This is a genomic window from Paenarthrobacter sp. NPDC058040 (genome assembly GCF_042885775.1).
Classification (GTDB): Bacteria; Actinomycetota; Actinomycetes; order Actinomycetales; family Micrococcaceae; genus Arthrobacter.
This window is the reverse complement of sequence record NZ_JBHVRN010000012.1, coordinates 32,121-46,150: the sequence shown is the minus strand read 5'-3', so window position 1 is coordinate 46,150 and position 14,030 is coordinate 32,121. Positions and strand designations below refer to the sequence as shown.

Below are 14,030 nucleotides of genomic sequence, written 5' to 3'. Positions count from 1 at the left end.
GTATCAACGGTGACGCGCCAGTCGATGCTCGACGAAGTTGCTGAGGGAACTCGCGGGAATGGTAATCAGTGCGTACATCAGGCCCGCGAGGGTAAGGATGCTCAGGTAGCGGAAAGTGGTGGAGCCGATGGAGTATGCCTGGCTCATCAATTCCGGCATGGCAATGGTGTAGGCCAAGGAGGTCGCCTGGAACACCATGATCGCGAACCCCATGAGCGGCGGGATGGCGATTCTGATCCCCTGGGGAATCACAACAAAACGAAGGATGTCGCGGCGGGCCATTCCCAGGGCGTGTCCTGCTTCCACCTCTCCACCGGGCACTGCTTGCAGTCCGCCGCGGATTATTTCGCTCGTGTAGGCGGCGGTGGTGAAGGCAAGGGCGAGGGAGGCCGCCACGAACGCGGTCAACGTCATCCCGGCGGAGGGTAGTCCGAAGTAGAACAACTGCAGGACCACCAGGGCCGGGGTGCCGCGGCCGATCTCGATCACGCCAATGGAAACAACCCGGATGACGCGGTTCCGGGATCCTGCGCCCAAGGCCAGGACCAGCCCGGCAGGAAGGCCAAGGAGCAGGGTCACCAGGGTCAGCTGGAGGCTCACGCCCAGCCCACCCAACAGGTCCGGGAAGTAGTCCACCCAATCGTTGAAGAACATCATCGCGCAACCCTCTTTCGGAGCTTGGCATCCAGCAACCGCGTTGCCCAAGCACAGGGAATGGTCATGGCGACGTAGAGTCCGGCTGCCCAGAGGAAGGGCACAATGGCGTCGCCCGTGACGGTTGATTCGTGTCCGGCCCAGTAGATCGTGTCCTGCACGCCGATCACCGAGGCCACTGAGGAGTCCTTCAAGAGGCCGATCGCGAAGGTCGCAGCTGCCGGAATGGACACCCGGAGGACTTGCGGACCAATGATGGACGCCAGGGTGGAAATCCGCGACAGTCCCAGCGCATCGCTTGCCTCCCATTGGCCCTCATGGATTGCCGTCAAGCCACCCCGGTAGATCTCCGCCATATAGGCAGAGGATACGAGTCCAAAACCAATCACGGCCGCTGCGAAGGAACTCAGCTCAAGCACGCCGGTTCCGACGCCGAAGTAGATGATGAACAGCCACGCCAGCGGTGGAATGCCCCGGAGCACTTCAATGAACGAACGGGCCACAAACCGCACGGCCACCAAGCGGGAACGACGGGCCAGGGCCAACGGAATTCCGCCAACCGCGCCGAACAACAGGGAGGAGAGCGTCAGCAGCAGCGTCATGGAGACGCCTTGGGCCACAACACCAAGATGTTCCATGTCAGCGCTCCAATACAGCCCGCAGGAACTTCCGCGTGCGGTCCATGCTGGGAGAGGTGAAGACGTCGGCCGGGTCACCCTGTTCCAGGATGGCGCCCTCTGCCATCACCACCACGCGGTCCGAGACATCCCTGGCGAACTGCATCTCGTGGGTTACCACCACCATGGTCATGCCTTCGGTGGCGAGTTCACGCATGACGGCCAGCACTTCCAGCCCCACTTCGGGATCAAGGGCCGACGTTGGCTCGTCGAACAGCATCACCTGCGGATCGAGCGCCAACGCCCTGGCAATGGCGATGCGTTGCTGCTGGCCGCCGGAGCAGCGGCTGGGGTACTGCTGGGCCTTGTCCGCCAGGCCCACCCGTTCCAGCAGTTTCATGGAGCGGGCATCGGCTTCAGCCCTGGTCCTGCCCAGCACACGTTCCTGCGGCAAGGAAATGTTCCGCAGCACGGTCATGTGCGGGAAGAGGTTGAAGGACTGGAACACCATGCCCACGTTGCGGCGCAGTCGGACCAGGTCCTTGTGGCTGATCTCGGTGCCAGCATCCACCTGGTTGCCTTCCACCGTGATGCGACCGCTGTCCGGTACCTCCAGCAGGTTGATGCACCGGAGCAATGTGCTCTTGCCGGCGCCACTGGGACCGATGATGGCCACCACTTCGCCCTCCCGGACGGACAACGACACGTGGTCGATCACCGTGTGGTCCCCGAACCGCTTAACTACTGATTCCAGCGATATGGCAGTCCGGTGCCCTTCAGTGGCTTCTTGCATGGCTGATTCGTTCCTGACTTGGGTCATGGCTCTGGCGCGAACTGTGAGGAGGAGGGTGGCAGGGTGCCGGCGGCAGCACCGGCGTCGAACCCTTTGCCCAGCGCGTTGAGCGCAAAGGAGGCGACATCGAGAATCGGGACGCTCGTGTACTTTTGGATCTCCTGGCGGAATTCGGGCAGGAGCGTGCATTCCAGGACCAAGACGCCAACGTTTTCGAATCGCCCGCCCGGGCCGAACTCCCGCTTGGCCACGGCCGCCACGCCTTCCTTCAGCAACGCCTGGTCCCAGCCGTTGCCGAGCGCGTGGTCGTTGGTGAGCATGGTGGCCCAACCGGCCTCGCTTTCCATTCCGGCGATGACAATGCGGGAGGAAAGCACGTGATCGCCGAGGAGTCTGGTGGCGAGGGGTTCCGACACAGTGAGGATTCCGATGTCCTTGCTGATAAGCACGGAGGCAATCGGCAGCAGGTCAAGGCCGCTGGTGATGACGTTGGCCGTTTGGCGCATGTCCTTGCGGGCGTAGAAGAAGAATCCGCAGTCTGTGATGACCAAAGGACAGTGGGCAAGCTTTTCACTGGCTGCCCAGAACGCCTCGATGGCTTCGGGGTCGCCGTTGACCAGTGGCTCAACGCGGGCGCCGCGGGCCACGGCATAGGCAACGGGAAGGCCCTGCCAACTGGCCGGATTTTCGAAGAAACCTACCGGGTTGTTACTGATGCCGGGCGCATCCGGGGTGGGGCATTCGACGTAATCCACTGGATACGAGTCAAGGTCACAGAGGATGACGCCAAGCTGGGGCTTGATGCTAGTCATTGCGTTCGCCCGGAAGATCGAGCATGGCCGGGGTGCCGCCGTCGAACGCTTCAACGCGGGTGGCCGCGCTCCCAACGATTGCGACGGCGTTGACCTCAACGCGGATGCCCGGCAGGTTGAGTTCCTCGCCAATCAGGATGCCGGTGGCAGTCGGGCCCGGCGCGGGGAAATAGCCAAACCGGATGTCGTACGTCCGCTGCCATTCCTCGTAGCTGAGTTCGCCGGCGTAGAAAGTGTTGAACTGGACAACATCGCCCATGGTTCCGCCGAGTTCTTCGATGACCCGCTTGAGCGATTCCATGACGGACTTGCACTGGGCCACGATGTCGCCGGGGTTGCGGACGTTGCCTTGCTCGTCCAGGTCCTCCTGGCCACCGACGTAGATCATGTCCCCCACGCGGATGCCATGGCTGTGGTTGATCTTGAAGTGGCCAGGCACCTGCCAGTGGCCGGGAAGCTCTGCGAAACGGCGTTCGAGGGTGGTCATTTTTTCGTTCTCCTTTGTGCTGATCGTCACTGATCACTTCAAGCATGGAACGAAAAACAGGGGTTTGATCCGGCTACAGAACGAGGTTTGCTGGCGCTTCCGAAAGACTTTCTTGCGCTGACGATTTGCGTACGACGGCGGGGCGCGGCTCAGGCGGCAGCGGCGCCCAAAAGACCGTGGACTTCGTCGAGAACAGCCTTCACGATGGGCCGCCGGGCATCGCTGCTGCGCGTCACCGTCAGCACCCGGCGCTGGATCCTGGGCTTGTCGAATGCATGGATGCCCACGGGCGCCACCGTGCTGTCCACGGAAAGCGGCGGCAGCAAGGAGATGCCGCGGCCCCGGGAGATGGCCTCCACCAACAGCAACAGATCGTCAACCACCCACCGGCTGTTGGGTTCGAATCCCTCCGTCCGGCACGCATAGCGGACGGCTTGGCCACAAGCGCCGGCTTCGGGGGTAAGCACCCAGTCGGCGTTCTTCAGGTCTGTCAGCTTGAGCCGCGGCGGCACCACGTAGCCAGGCGGCGTCACCAGGACCAGGGGTTCGTTCATGACTTCTTTTGTGACGAGGTAGTCGGGGAAGGCCACGGGCACGTTGTCGTAAAGATCCACGATCGCTATGTCGAGGGCACCATTCAGCAACTGCTCGATGCTGTCCACGGGTTCAACCACGTTGACGGTGAGTTCGACGTCGGGAGCGGTCACCTCCAACTTGTCGGCGACAGGCAACAGCACATTCCGGGCGAGGGACGGAATGGAGCCAATGCGCACACGTCCAGCCAATTCCCCGCTGAGTTGGTCCATCTCCGCCCGGGTTGCTTCCAACAGCCGGACCACGGCGCGGGCATGTTCCACCAAGATCTCGCCCGCGCCCGTCAATCCCACCCCGCGCGATGACCGGTCCAGGAGCTGCACACCGGTTTCCCGCTCGAGGATGCTGATCTGCTGCGAGACGGCCGAGGATGTGATGCCCAGGACCCGCGCAGCCCCGGCAAGCGATCCCTGCCGCGCAACCTCGTTGAGCAGGCGCAGCCGGGGGACGTCCGGCAATGGCTTTTCGGTCATGCAACAATCTTGCATGATTAGCTGTTCTTAAGACAGATGCAGATGTATCTTAAGTTAAACAACGAGCCAGCCAGTGGACGACGAAGTCCATCCGGCAGGCCAAACACCCCCTCCCCGAAAGGACGCCACGTGGACACCGTGGAAATGAACCCGTCCAAACTGACCCTTACCGGCATCATCGGAGCCCCTGAATCCGTGGCCCGCAACATCACCAACAGCATCGAGGAACTCACCACCGACCTCCTCGAACTCAGCCACGGCATCCATGGCATCGCCGAGGTTGGCTTCGAAGAACGACTGTCCGTAGCTTTTGCCGCCGAGTTCCTCAGATACCGTGGCTTCCGGGTGCAAGTAGGCCGCTATGGCCTCCGCACCTCCCTGCGCGCCGAGGCAGGTTCCGGGTCCCCCAAAGTCGCCGTCCTGGCCGAATACGATGCCCTTCCCGGGGTAGGACACGGATGCGGACACAACGTGATTTGCGCGGCCGCCCTGGGAGCTTTCCTCGGAGTTGCCTCGCAGATCGAACAACTCGGCGGATCGGTGGTCCTGCTCGGGACCCCTGCCGAAGAAAACGGCAACGGCAAGGAACTCCTGGCCCGGGCCGGGGCCTTTGACGACATCGACGCCGTGGTCATGCTGCATCCGTTCACGGGCGAATACGAAGTGGCTTCCTTCGCATCCTTGGCCGTCCGGGACGTTGAAGTCACGTTCCACGGCGTTGCGGCGCATGCGTCCTCCGCGCCGCAAATGGGCAGGAACGCCCTCGACGCCGTGGTTGCCGCTTATCAAGGAATTGCCGCACTCCGTCAACACATTCCCGCCACGGACCGCTTGCACTGCCTGATCACGGAAGGCGGATCTGCGGTGAACGTCGTCCCCCACTTGGCGAGCGCCGTCGTCGAAATCCGTTCACTGGACCCGGACGGGCTGGTGGAGCTGTCCGCGAGGGTCCAGGACGTCCTGGAAGGAGCGGCGCTCATGACCGGCACCCGACTGGAGACCGCGTGGGACCCGTTTCCCGCATATCTTCCTGTCCGGAGCAACCATGCGTTGGCGGCGCGGTATCACGGGCACATGTCCGCGCGGGGCAGGGCCATCACCCTGGAAACGGAGCTTGTGGGTGGCGGCTGGTCAACGGACCTGGGGAACCTGAGCCTGCGCATCCCGTCCATCCACCCGACCATCAGCATTTCCCACGAAACAACACCCATGCACACGGTCGAATTTGGCCAACACGCCGTCAGCCCGGCCGGTGATCGGGCGGTGGTGGATGGTGCAGTCGGCCTCGCCCTGACCGTTGCCGACTACTTGGCGGATGACCAGCTCCGCGAGCAAGCGCAGCTGGATTTCGAAACCGCAGGCGGGGTTGTGGATGTGGAACGCCTGCTCACTCCACCTGCGGAGAAGTAGCAGAGCCATGCTAAATCCAGTCCATTTGCGCACCCTGTCAGTCGTCCTCCGGACGGGCTCCTTCGCGGATGCGGCGCGGGAAATCGGCTACACCGGATCTGCCGTTTCCCAGCAAGTGGCGGCGTTGGAGCGCGCCGTGCAGGCATCCCTCGTGGAACGCGACGCGCAGAGCATACGCCCCACCGAAGCCGCTAAGTTCCTGGCCTCGCGGGCACACGACATCATCAATGCCTTGAGCGTGCTCGAGGACGAGATGAAGGGCTTCAGCAAGGGTGACTACGGCCTGATGCGGTTGGGCAGCTTCAGCACTGCAAGCCAGCGACTCCTTCCCGGCGGCCTCGCGTCCTACCTGCGCAGGCATCCCGGCTCGACGGTGGAACTCGAAGAAGGCTGTCCTTCAGAACTGGCCGGCCTGGTCCGGGACGCAGCGCTGGATGTCGCCGTGGTCTTCCATTACGACCTTGTGCCCCAGCAATGGCCATCCAACGTAGTGGCCGTTCCGCTTCTGGCCGAGGAACTCCTGCTCCTGCTTCCGGACAACCATCGGCTGGCCGATGCAGAGGCCATTAGGCTCCACGACCTGGTGGAGGAAAAATGGGTTTCCGCCAAGGAAGGCTCATCCGGTGATGCCTGCCTCCGGCATTTGTGCGCCAGCGGGGGCTTCACTCCGCGCATCAGCGTGCGCAGCAACAACTACGACGCCATCCGCGGCCTGGTCCGGTCCGGCGTCGGTATAGCGCTGGTACCAGCCCTCGACCACGTACCGACGGACAAGATCGCCGCCAGGAGCATCAACGGCTGCACGGCCCGGCGCCATGTTTCGGCGCTGCGCCAGAGGTCGGAAGCCGGCGTTTCCGTCTCCAGCCTCCTGCAATGCCTGGGCCGCTCGGCAGACAAGGTAGCCGCGTCAACTCCCGGCATCACCCGTCAGACGAAGCAGCCCGACGCATTGGCGCCGGTCGAATACCTGGCCAGCCTCCGCGCGTCGTAATTCCGCCCAACTGGGTCGCATTTGTGCGCGTTCTGAGCGTTCAAAACGCGCACAAATGCGACCTAGTTGGGGGCGCCGGCGGTGCTTTGGCGGACCACCAACTCGGGGGTGAACACGACGGCGCGGTGCTTGGTTCCGCCGCTGTCCTGCTCCTCGGCAAGGAGCTCAATCGCCGTCCGGCCCAGCGCCTCTGTGGGCTGGCGGATGGAACTCAGGGGCACGACGGCGGAAATCGCAAAGTCGATGTCGTCGTAGCCGATCAGGGCTACGTCCTCCGGGATCCGGACCGTCCGCAACATGGTGAGGGACTGCATGACGCCGAGCGCGAGGAGATCGTTGGAGCAGAAGACGGCTTCCGGGCGTTCAGCAGGATCGCGTTCCACCAGCTTGTTGCCTACTTGCCGTCCCGCAAGGACCGTCTGGCCTGCCGAGTCGAGGACCTCAATGGTGGCGCCTTCAACCTCGGAAACGGCGCGCTGCGCACCGTTAAGGCGATGTGCCACCTGCCGGATGGCCGGGCTTCCCACAAAAGCCAAACGACGGCGGCCGATGTCCAGCAGGTGCCGGGCGGCAAGATAGCCCCCTTCTTCGTCATCCACAGAGACGGAGCTGCAGCGGTCAGTGTCGGCGAGCTGGTCCACGAGCACCGTGGGAACGCCGCGTTCGCGGAGGGTGTCGATACGTTCTGCAACGTCGCCCACGGGTGAGATCAGCAGGCCTTGGACACGCTGCTCCTGGAACAGGTCCATGTAGTGGACTTCGCGGGAGGCGTCCTGGCCACTGTCACCCACCAGCACCACGCTGCCCAGCGCGGTGGCAGCGTCCTCGGCCGCACGGGCAACGGAGGAGAAGAAGGGGTTGCCGACGTCCAGCACGATCAGGCCAATGGTGCGGCTCTGGCCGGCGCGCAGCTGGCGGGCAGCGTCATTGCGGACAAAGCCGAGCTCGGCGATCGATTTCAGCACGCGTTCCTTGGTCCTTTGTGATACCCGGTCCGGGTAGTTCAGGACGTTGGAGACGGTACCCACGGCAACCTTGGCATGGGTGGCGACGTCTTTGATGCTCGCTGTTTGGGACATGCTTTCCGATCTCCGCTGTCTTCTTGTTTTGCCTGGAGGAAACGCCTTGACACCCTCCTTCATCCGAGGGTAGTTTGAATCGTAACAAATGAAACGATTCAAAGACGAGTAACCCCGGAGAACCGCAGATGAGGGTATGTTTCCGCTCCTCAGTCCAGCCAGAGTTGATGGACGAGTACAAGCGCCGCCACGCCGCCGTATGGCCCGAGATGCTCCGGGCACTCAAGGATGCGGGCTGGAACAACTATTCGCTCTTTCTCGCGTCAGACGGGCAGCTCATCGGCTACTTGGAATGTGAGGACTACCAGGCCGCCCAAGCCCGGATGGCCCTCACTGACGTTAACGCTCGATGGCAGGCCGAAATGGCCACCCTTTTTGCCAACAGCGATGTCCCTCCGGACGAGGGATTCGAGATCGTCGAAGAAGTTTTCAACCTTGAAGACCAACTGGCGTCGGCTTCCGGCAACGCCCCTACCCACCAGAAAGAAGAAGCATGAACACCACAGAATCGGCCCTGGGCCGCTTGGGAGAATTGGCCATTGAAGTGCCGTCCTGGGCCTATGGGAATTCGGGGACCCGGTTCAAGGTCTTCGGCACTCCGGGTACGCCGCGCACAGTGCAGGAAAAGATCGCCGACGCCGCGAAGGTTCACGAGCTCACGGGGCTGGCCCCCACGGTTGCCTTGCATATCCCGTGGGACAAGGTGGATGACTACTCAGCCCTCCGGGAGTACGCGGAGGGGCTCGGCGTTGGTTTGGGCACCATCAACTCCAATACTTTCCAGGATGATGAGTACAAGTTCGGCTCCTTGACCTCGTCCAACGAGTCTGTCCGCCGCCGCGCCATCGATCACCACCTGGAGTGCATCGACATCATGCACGCCACAGGCTCCCGGGATCTGAAGATCTGGCTGGCCGACGGCACCAACTACCCGGGCCAGGACGACATGCGCGGCCGCCAGGACCGACTCGCGGAGTCCCTGCAGGAGATCTACGCCGCCTTGGGTGACGAGCAGCGGCTGGTTCTGGAGTACAAGTTCTTCGAACCGGCGTTCTACCACACCGATGTTCCGGACTGGGGTACCTCCTACGCGCAGACCCTGGCCTTGGGCGAGAAGGCCTTCGTGTGCCTGGACACCGGCCACCACGCCCCGGGCACGAACATCGAGTTCATCGTGATGCAGCTCCTGCGGCTGGGCAAGCTGGGTTCGTTCGACTTCAATTCCCGCTTCTACGCGGACGATGACCTGATTGTTGGTGCGGCTGATCCGTTCCAGTTGTTCCGCATCATGCACGAGGTCATCCGCGGCGGCGGCTTCGGTGCAGAATCGGGAGTTGCGCTCATGTTGGACCAGTGCCACAACCTGGAAGAGAAGATCCCGGGCCAGATCCGCTCGGTCCTCAACGTCCAGGAAATGACCGCGCGTGCCCTGCTGGTGGACACCGCCGCGTTGAACGAAGCGCAGCGTGCCGGGGATGTCCTGGCCGCGAACGGCATTTTCAACGATGCCTTCTACACCGACGTCCGCCCGGTACTGGCCCAATGGCGCGAATCCCGCGGCCTGCCCGCCGACCCGATCGCTGCCTACAAGGCCAGCGGCTACCAGAAGAAGATCAACGAGGACCGCGCAGGCGGCCAGCAAGCCGGATGGGGCGCCTGATTCCTATGAGCAATAAGACTGTTGAAGAGCTGATTTCCCGTTCCAACCGCCTGGGCGCGGACAAGCGGAACACCAACTTCGCCGGTGGCAACACCTCCGCGAAGGGCACCGAGAAGGACCCGGTCACCGGCCAGGACGTCGAACTGCTCTGGGTCAAGGGCTCCGGCGGCGACCTGGGCACCCTGAAGGCCGAGAACCTTGCCGTGCTCCGGCTGGACCGTCTCCAGGCGCTGAAGTCCGTTTACCCCGGCGTCGAGCGTGAAGACGAAATGGTGGCCGCGTTCGATTACTGCCTGCACGGCAAGGGCGGCGCGGCCCCCTCGATCGATACCGCCATGCACGGCCTGGTGGACGCTGCCCACGTTGACCACCTGCACCCGGACTCGGGCATCGCGATCGCGACGGCGGTGGACGGCGAAGCGCTGACGTCCAAGATCTTCGGCGACAAGGTGGTGTGGGTTCCGTGGCGTCGTCCCGGGTTCCAGTTGGGTCTGGACATCGCAGCGATCAAGGACGCCAACCCACAAGCGATCGGCACCATCCTTGGCGGGCACGGCATCACGGCCTGGGGCGCCACGTCCGAGGAAGCCGAGGCCAACTCCCTGTGGATCATCGACACCGCCGAGAGCTACATCGCCGACAACGGCAAGGCTGAGCCCTTCGGGCCGGCTTTGCCGGGCTACGCCGCCCTCCCCGAGGCCGAGCGCCGTGCCAAAGCGGCAGCGTTGGCACCGGTGATCCGCGGCCTGGCCTCCACGGACAAACCGCAGCTGGGGCACTTCAGCGATGACGCCGTCGTGCTTGACTTCCTCGCCGCGACCGAGCACCCGCGCCTGGGTGCGCTTGGCACCTCCTGCCCGGACCACTTCCTCCGCACTAAGGTCAAGCCGCTCATCCTCGACCTGCCCGCGGACGCCTCCATCGAAGACTCCGTGACCCGGCTCAAGGAACTGCACGCCGCCTACCGGCAGGACTACCAGGCCTACTACGACCGCCACGCCGACGCTGATTCACCCGCGCTGCGCGGCGCCGACCCCGCGATCGTGCTGGTCCCTGGTGTGGGCATGTTCTCCTTCGGCAAGGACAAGCAGACCGCCCGCGTGGCCGGCGAGTTCTACCTCAACGCGATCAACGTGATGCGCGGCGCCGAGGCAATCTCCACCTACGCCCCGATCGAGGAATCCGAGAAGTTCCGCATCGAGTACTGGGCGCTGGAGGAAGCCAAGCTCGCCCGGATGCCCAAGCCCAAATCCCACGCCACCCGCATCGCGCTGGTGACCGGCGCGGCGTCGGGCATCGGCAAGGCGATCGCCACCCGTCTGGCGTCCGACGGCGCGTGCGTGGTCATTGCCGACCTGAACCTTGAGAACGCACAGAAGGTGGCTGAGGAACTGGGCGGTGCCGACGTCGCCATCGGCGTCCAGGCCGACGTGACCGACGAAGCCCAGATCGCGGCCGCGATCGCCGAGGCCGTGCTCGCGTTCGGTGGCCTGGACCTGGTGGTCAACAACGCCGGCCTGTCCATCTCCAAGCCGCTGCTGGAAACCACTGAGAAGGACTGGGACCTCCAGCACAACGTCATGGCCAAGGGCTCGTTCCTGGTCTCCAAAGCCGCGGCGAAGGTCATGATCGACCAGGGCCTGGGCGGAGACATCATCTACATCTCTTCCAAGAACTCCGTGTTCGCCGGCCCGAACAACATCGCCTACTCCGCCACCAAAGCCGACCAAGCCCACCAGGTCCGGCTGCTCGCCGCGGAACTGGGCGATCACGGCATCCGCGTCAACGGCATCAACCCCGACGGCGTGGTCCGCGGCTCCGGCATCTTCGCCGGCGGCTGGGGCGCCAAACGCGCAGCCGTGTACGGGGTGGACGAGCAGGAACTGGGCAAGTACTACGCCCAACGCACCCTCCTCAAACGCGAAGTCCTCCCCGAACACGTAGCCAACGCCGCAGCCGTGCTCACCAGCAACGAACTCTCCCACACCACCGGCCTCCACATCCCCGTAGACGCCGGAGTCGCGGCAGCGTTCCTCCGATAGGTCACATCGTGAACAACGCAGCAACGACAAGCACCGCCCCGGCCAACGCCGGGGCGGTGCCATCGCCCCAGGCCAACCAGGTCTTCGCCGCCATCGACATTGGCGCCTCCTCAGGCCGCGTCATGCTCGGCCACGTCTCTCCCTCCACAGGCGTTTCCCTCGAGACGATCCACCGCTTTCCCAACGGGGTCATAGAGCTCGACGGCGGCCTCCATTGGGACTTCGGCGCCCTCTTCGCCGAGGTACTCAAAGGGCTGGAGGCTGCCGCTTCCGTTGCCGCTGCCCGAGGGGAACGGATCGCCAGCATCGGCATCGACACCTGGGCCGTGGACTACGGACTGGTGAACGACGCCGGCAAGCTCGTCTCAGTGCCGTTCAGCTACCGCGACGAACGCAGCCGTTCCACCGTTTCACGCGTCCACGCAGTCGTCCCCCCGGAGAAGCTCTACGCCACCACGGGACTTCAGTTCCTGCAGTTCAACACCCTTTACCAGCTGGCGGCCGAACCTTCCCTCGACGGATTGCAGGCACTCCTCGTCCCGGACCTGATCGCCTTCCTCCTCACCGGAGTTCGCCGCACCGAAGCCACGAACGCTTCCACCACCGGGCTGTTTGACGCTGTTGCCGGCGAGTGGGCCACCGAGATCCTCGACGCCTTGGGACTGCCGAGGGACATCTTCCCGCCCCTGATCCAGCCCGGGGAAACAGTAGGTGCCCTCCTGCCGGCCATCGCGGACCGTACAAGTCTCTCCGCGGACACCGTAGTGGTTGCCGTGGGCTCACACGACACCGCCTCGGCCGTCGCAGCCGTCCCCGCGCTGGACCAGGATTTCGCCTACATCTCTTCCGGCACGTGGTCCCTGGTGGGAGTGGAACTGAGCCACCCGGTACTGTCCGAAGCCAGCCGGACCGCGAACTTCACCAACGAGCGTGGCGTCGACAGAACCATCCGCTACCTCCGCAACGTCGGCGGGCTGTGGCTGCTCAGCGAATGCCAACGCACCTGGGCAGCCCAGGGCTTCAGCCAATCACTGCCTGCCCTGCTCAACGCCGCTGCCGTGTTGCCGCCGGGTGGGCCGCAGATCAACGCGGACGACCCCGCGTTCACGGCGCCGGACAACATGCCCGAACGCATCCGCGCAGCCGTGCGGCACAACGGCGACGTGCTCGCGGACCGGCCTGCCGCCGTCGTGCGTTGCATCATGGACAGCCTCGCGGCAGGTTACGCGCGGACCCTGGCCGACGCCGAACGGCTCACCGGCCGCAGCACCAGCGTGGTGCACATAGTGGGCGGTGGATCCCAGAACCGGCTCCTCTGCCAACTGACCGCGGACGCGACGGGCAAGCCCGTGATCGCGGGGCCGGTGGAAGGGACTGCCTTGGGAAACATCCTGGTCCAGGCCCGGGCCGCGGGCGTATTGAGCGGTGGGCTGGCGGAGCTGCGTGCGCTTGTTGCCTCAGGTACGGAACTGGTGCGCTACGAGCTTGGTCGTCAGAGTCCCGTCACCGTGTAGCGGCGCTCAATTCCGGCGGTGGCCCGACCCCAGTCGCTGGCGGCCACGCGGGCTTGATGTGCCCTGAATGATGCGGCGTCATGGAACACTTCGTCGACCTGCCACACCAAGGGATCTGCGGTTGCGTTCACCTGGAAGGAGACGCAGCCGGTTTCAGCGAGCGTCAACTCGATGTGGGGGGCAAGGTGCTCGACAACAACGGCCACTTCATCACGGTCGCGGCACACGAGTTGCCCAGTGAGCTTTACTTCATTCATGGTTCTTCCTTAGCCGTCCCGCCCTACATTTAGTGGATAATGTAACCGCATGGTGTCATAATTGAGCCATGGAAATGAATGCCGAGGCGATTGGCATCGCCATACGCGAGCGACGGAAGGCCCAAGGCTACACTCAGCAAGCTTTGGCCGACTCTATCGGAACCTCCCGGAAGTTCATTGTGGAGCTGGAATCGGGTAAGGAGGGGGCATCTTTTGGTCTGGCTCTAAAGGCGATGCGGACCCTCGGCTTCGAAATAAATTCCAACAACACTGCCTCCCGTGAATTCGCTGGGGACTTTGCACGCACTCTCCGCGAGGGTGATTACCACTACGCCATTCGACTGCTGGGGGAATACACGAGCTCCTCGCTCGCAGCGGGCCGGGCCCTCATGCCTACAGGCCCCTCCGTCAATGATGATGCCTACCGAGCAGCTCTTGGCGCAGTCACCCTGTGGGTGTCAGCCAAAACCGGCACTCCCGCACCCAAGTGGGCGAAAAACACCAAGGCTTCGTCACAGCCGGTTTTCCTGGCCGAGAAACTGCACCCTGTCAGCGAACGAATGAAAGACCTCATCCGCCGAGAGACTCCCACCGAGATCGCGGCCATGAACGTTTGGATCCGGGAAAGAGATTTGGCGACGGTTTGA

Annotated in this window: 15 protein-coding genes; 7 read left to right on the top strand and 8 right to left on the bottom strand. The window is 63.8% G+C overall.

The genetic code is table 11. The features are described from left to right. Window positions 1–3: 3 nt before the first annotated feature. The 6 genes from ACFVSJ_RS17215 to ACFVSJ_RS17190 all read right to left on the bottom strand — a co-directional run bounded on the left by ACFVSJ_RS17215 (window position 4) and on the right by ACFVSJ_RS17190 (window position 4,430). Window positions 4–657 (bottom strand): amino acid ABC transporter permease, encoded by a 654-nt coding sequence (locus tag ACFVSJ_RS17215; RefSeq protein ID WP_387438161.1) that lies wholly within the window; start codon window positions 655–657, stop codon window positions 4–6. Continuing rightward, window positions 654–1,292, bottom strand: coding sequence for an amino acid ABC transporter permease (locus tag ACFVSJ_RS17210; RefSeq protein ID WP_387438160.1), 639 nt, complete (start codon window positions 1,290–1,292; stop codon window positions 654–656). Before ACFVSJ_RS17210 ends, ACFVSJ_RS17215 begins: the two co-directional genes overlap by 4 nt. A gap of 1 nt (window position 1,293) precedes the next feature. Further along, window positions 1,294–2,064 (bottom strand): amino acid ABC transporter ATP-binding protein, encoded by a 771-nt coding sequence (locus tag ACFVSJ_RS17205; protein ID WP_387438159.1) that lies wholly within the window; start codon window positions 2,062–2,064, stop codon window positions 1,294–1,296. A gap of 23 nt (window positions 2,065–2,087) precedes the next feature. Next, entirely contained in the window at window positions 2,088–2,876 is a 789-nt protein-coding gene (locus ACFVSJ_RS17200; protein WP_387438158.1) for a hypothetical protein, read from the bottom strand. Further along, window positions 2,869–3,363: a RidA family protein gene (locus ACFVSJ_RS17195; RefSeq protein WP_387438157.1), complete on the bottom strand. Its 495-nt coding sequence runs from the start codon at window positions 3,361–3,363 to the stop codon at window positions 2,869–2,871. Before ACFVSJ_RS17195 ends, ACFVSJ_RS17200 begins: the two co-directional genes overlap by 8 nt. A gap of 149 nt (window positions 3,364–3,512) precedes the next feature. Beyond that, window positions 3,513–4,430 (bottom strand): LysR family transcriptional regulator, encoded by a 918-nt coding sequence (locus ACFVSJ_RS17190; protein ID WP_387438156.1) that lies wholly within the window; start codon window positions 4,428–4,430, stop codon window positions 3,513–3,515. Window positions 4,431–4,559: 129 nt separating this feature from the next. Between ACFVSJ_RS17190 and ACFVSJ_RS17185 the strand changes: the two genes are divergently transcribed. Both ACFVSJ_RS17185 and ACFVSJ_RS17180 read left to right on the top strand, forming a co-directional pair. Continuing rightward, entirely contained in the window at window positions 4,560–5,840 is a 1,281-nt protein-coding gene (locus ACFVSJ_RS17185; protein WP_387438155.1) for an amidohydrolase, read from the top strand. Window positions 5,841–5,847: 7 nt separating this feature from the next. Then, complete coding sequence (locus ACFVSJ_RS17180; protein ID WP_387438154.1) at window positions 5,848–6,831, top strand: LysR substrate-binding domain-containing protein; 984 nt, start codon at window positions 5,848–5,850, stop codon at window positions 6,829–6,831. A 62-nt stretch (window positions 6,832–6,893) separates the two neighbouring features. On the opposite strand, the gene ACFVSJ_RS17175 is transcribed toward ACFVSJ_RS17180, so the two are convergent. Continuing rightward, window positions 6,894–7,910: a LacI family DNA-binding transcriptional regulator gene (locus ACFVSJ_RS17175; RefSeq protein ID WP_387438153.1), complete on the bottom strand. Its 1,017-nt coding sequence runs from the start codon at window positions 7,908–7,910 to the stop codon at window positions 6,894–6,896. A 128-nt stretch (window positions 7,911–8,038) separates the two neighbouring features. On the opposite strand from ACFVSJ_RS17175, the gene ACFVSJ_RS17170 reads away from it, so the two are divergent. Genes ACFVSJ_RS17170 through ACFVSJ_RS17155 form a run of 4 tightly spaced genes read left to right on the top strand, consistent with a single transcriptional unit; the run spans window position 8,039 to window position 13,126 of the window. After that, window positions 8,039–8,407, top strand: a complete 369-nt coding sequence (locus ACFVSJ_RS17170) for an L-rhamnose mutarotase (protein WP_387438152.1) — start codon at window positions 8,039–8,041, stop codon at window positions 8,405–8,407. After that, window positions 8,404–9,570, top strand: a complete 1,167-nt coding sequence (rhaI, locus tag ACFVSJ_RS17165; RefSeq protein WP_387438151.1) for an L-rhamnose isomerase — start codon at window positions 8,404–8,406, stop codon at window positions 9,568–9,570. The genes ACFVSJ_RS17170 and rhaI overlap by 4 nt, the downstream gene beginning before the upstream one ends. A gap of 5 nt (window positions 9,571–9,575) precedes the next feature. Beyond that, window positions 9,576–11,612 carry a bifunctional aldolase/short-chain dehydrogenase gene (locus tag ACFVSJ_RS17160; RefSeq protein ID WP_387438150.1) on the top strand — a complete coding sequence of 679 codons (2,037 nt, stop codon included), beginning with the start codon at window positions 9,576–9,578 and terminating at the stop codon, window positions 11,610–11,612. 56 nt (window positions 11,613–11,668) lie between these two features. Continuing rightward, window positions 11,669–13,126, top strand: coding sequence for a rhamnulokinase family protein (locus ACFVSJ_RS17155; protein ID WP_387438273.1), 1,458 nt, complete (start codon window positions 11,669–11,671; stop codon window positions 13,124–13,126). Here the strand turns inward: ACFVSJ_RS17155 and ACFVSJ_RS17150 are convergent. Further along, complete coding sequence (locus ACFVSJ_RS17150) at window positions 13,105–13,383, bottom strand: putative quinol monooxygenase (protein ID WP_387438149.1); 279 nt, start codon at window positions 13,381–13,383, stop codon at window positions 13,105–13,107. The genes ACFVSJ_RS17155 and ACFVSJ_RS17150 overlap by 22 nt on opposite strands. A gap of 68 nt (window positions 13,384–13,451) precedes the next feature. Here ACFVSJ_RS17150 and ACFVSJ_RS17145 point away from each other — a divergent pair, with 68 nt between their 5' ends. Then, a complete protein-coding gene (locus ACFVSJ_RS17145) occupies window positions 13,452–14,030 on the top strand; it encodes a helix-turn-helix domain-containing protein (protein ID WP_387438148.1) in 579 nt (192 codons plus the stop codon).

Coding starts and splice junctions, on each gene's coding strand:
- ACFVSJ_RS17215 (WP_387438161.1), bottom strand. CDS start 657: ATGATGTTCTTCAACGATTGGGTGGACTACTTCCCGGACCTGTTGGGT.
- ACFVSJ_RS17210 (WP_387438160.1), bottom strand. CDS start 1,292: ATGGAACATCTTGGTGTTGTGGCCCAAGGCGTCTCCATGACGCTGCTG.
- ACFVSJ_RS17205 (WP_387438159.1), bottom strand. CDS start 2,064: ATGCAAGAAGCCACTGAAGGGCACCGGACTGCCATATCGCTGGAATCA.
- ACFVSJ_RS17200 (WP_387438158.1), bottom strand. CDS start 2,876: ATGACTAGCATCAAGCCCCAGCTTGGCGTCATCCTCTGTGACCTTGAC.
- ACFVSJ_RS17195 (WP_387438157.1), bottom strand. CDS start 3,363: ATGACCACCCTCGAACGCCGTTTCGCAGAGCTTCCCGGCCACTGGCAG.
- ACFVSJ_RS17190 (WP_387438156.1), bottom strand. CDS start 4,430: ATGACCGAAAAGCCATTGCCGGACGTCCCCCGGCTGCGCCTGCTCAAC.
- ACFVSJ_RS17180 (WP_387438154.1), top strand. CDS start 5,848: ATGCTAAATCCAGTCCATTTGCGCACCCTGTCAGTCGTCCTCCGGACG.
- ACFVSJ_RS17175 (WP_387438153.1), bottom strand. CDS start 7,910: ATGTCCCAAACAGCGAGCATCAAAGACGTCGCCACCCATGCCAAGGTT.
- ACFVSJ_RS17170 (WP_387438152.1), top strand. CDS start 8,039: ATGAGGGTATGTTTCCGCTCCTCAGTCCAGCCAGAGTTGATGGACGAG.
- rhaI (WP_387438151.1), top strand. CDS start 8,404: ATGAACACCACAGAATCGGCCCTGGGCCGCTTGGGAGAATTGGCCATT.
- ACFVSJ_RS17160 (WP_387438150.1), top strand. CDS start 9,576: ATGAGCAATAAGACTGTTGAAGAGCTGATTTCCCGTTCCAACCGCCTG.
- ACFVSJ_RS17150 (WP_387438149.1), bottom strand. CDS start 13,383: ATGAATGAAGTAAAGCTCACTGGGCAACTCGTGTGCCGCGACCGTGAT.
- ACFVSJ_RS17145 (WP_387438148.1), top strand. CDS start 13,452: ATGGAAATGAATGCCGAGGCGATTGGCATCGCCATACGCGAGCGACGG.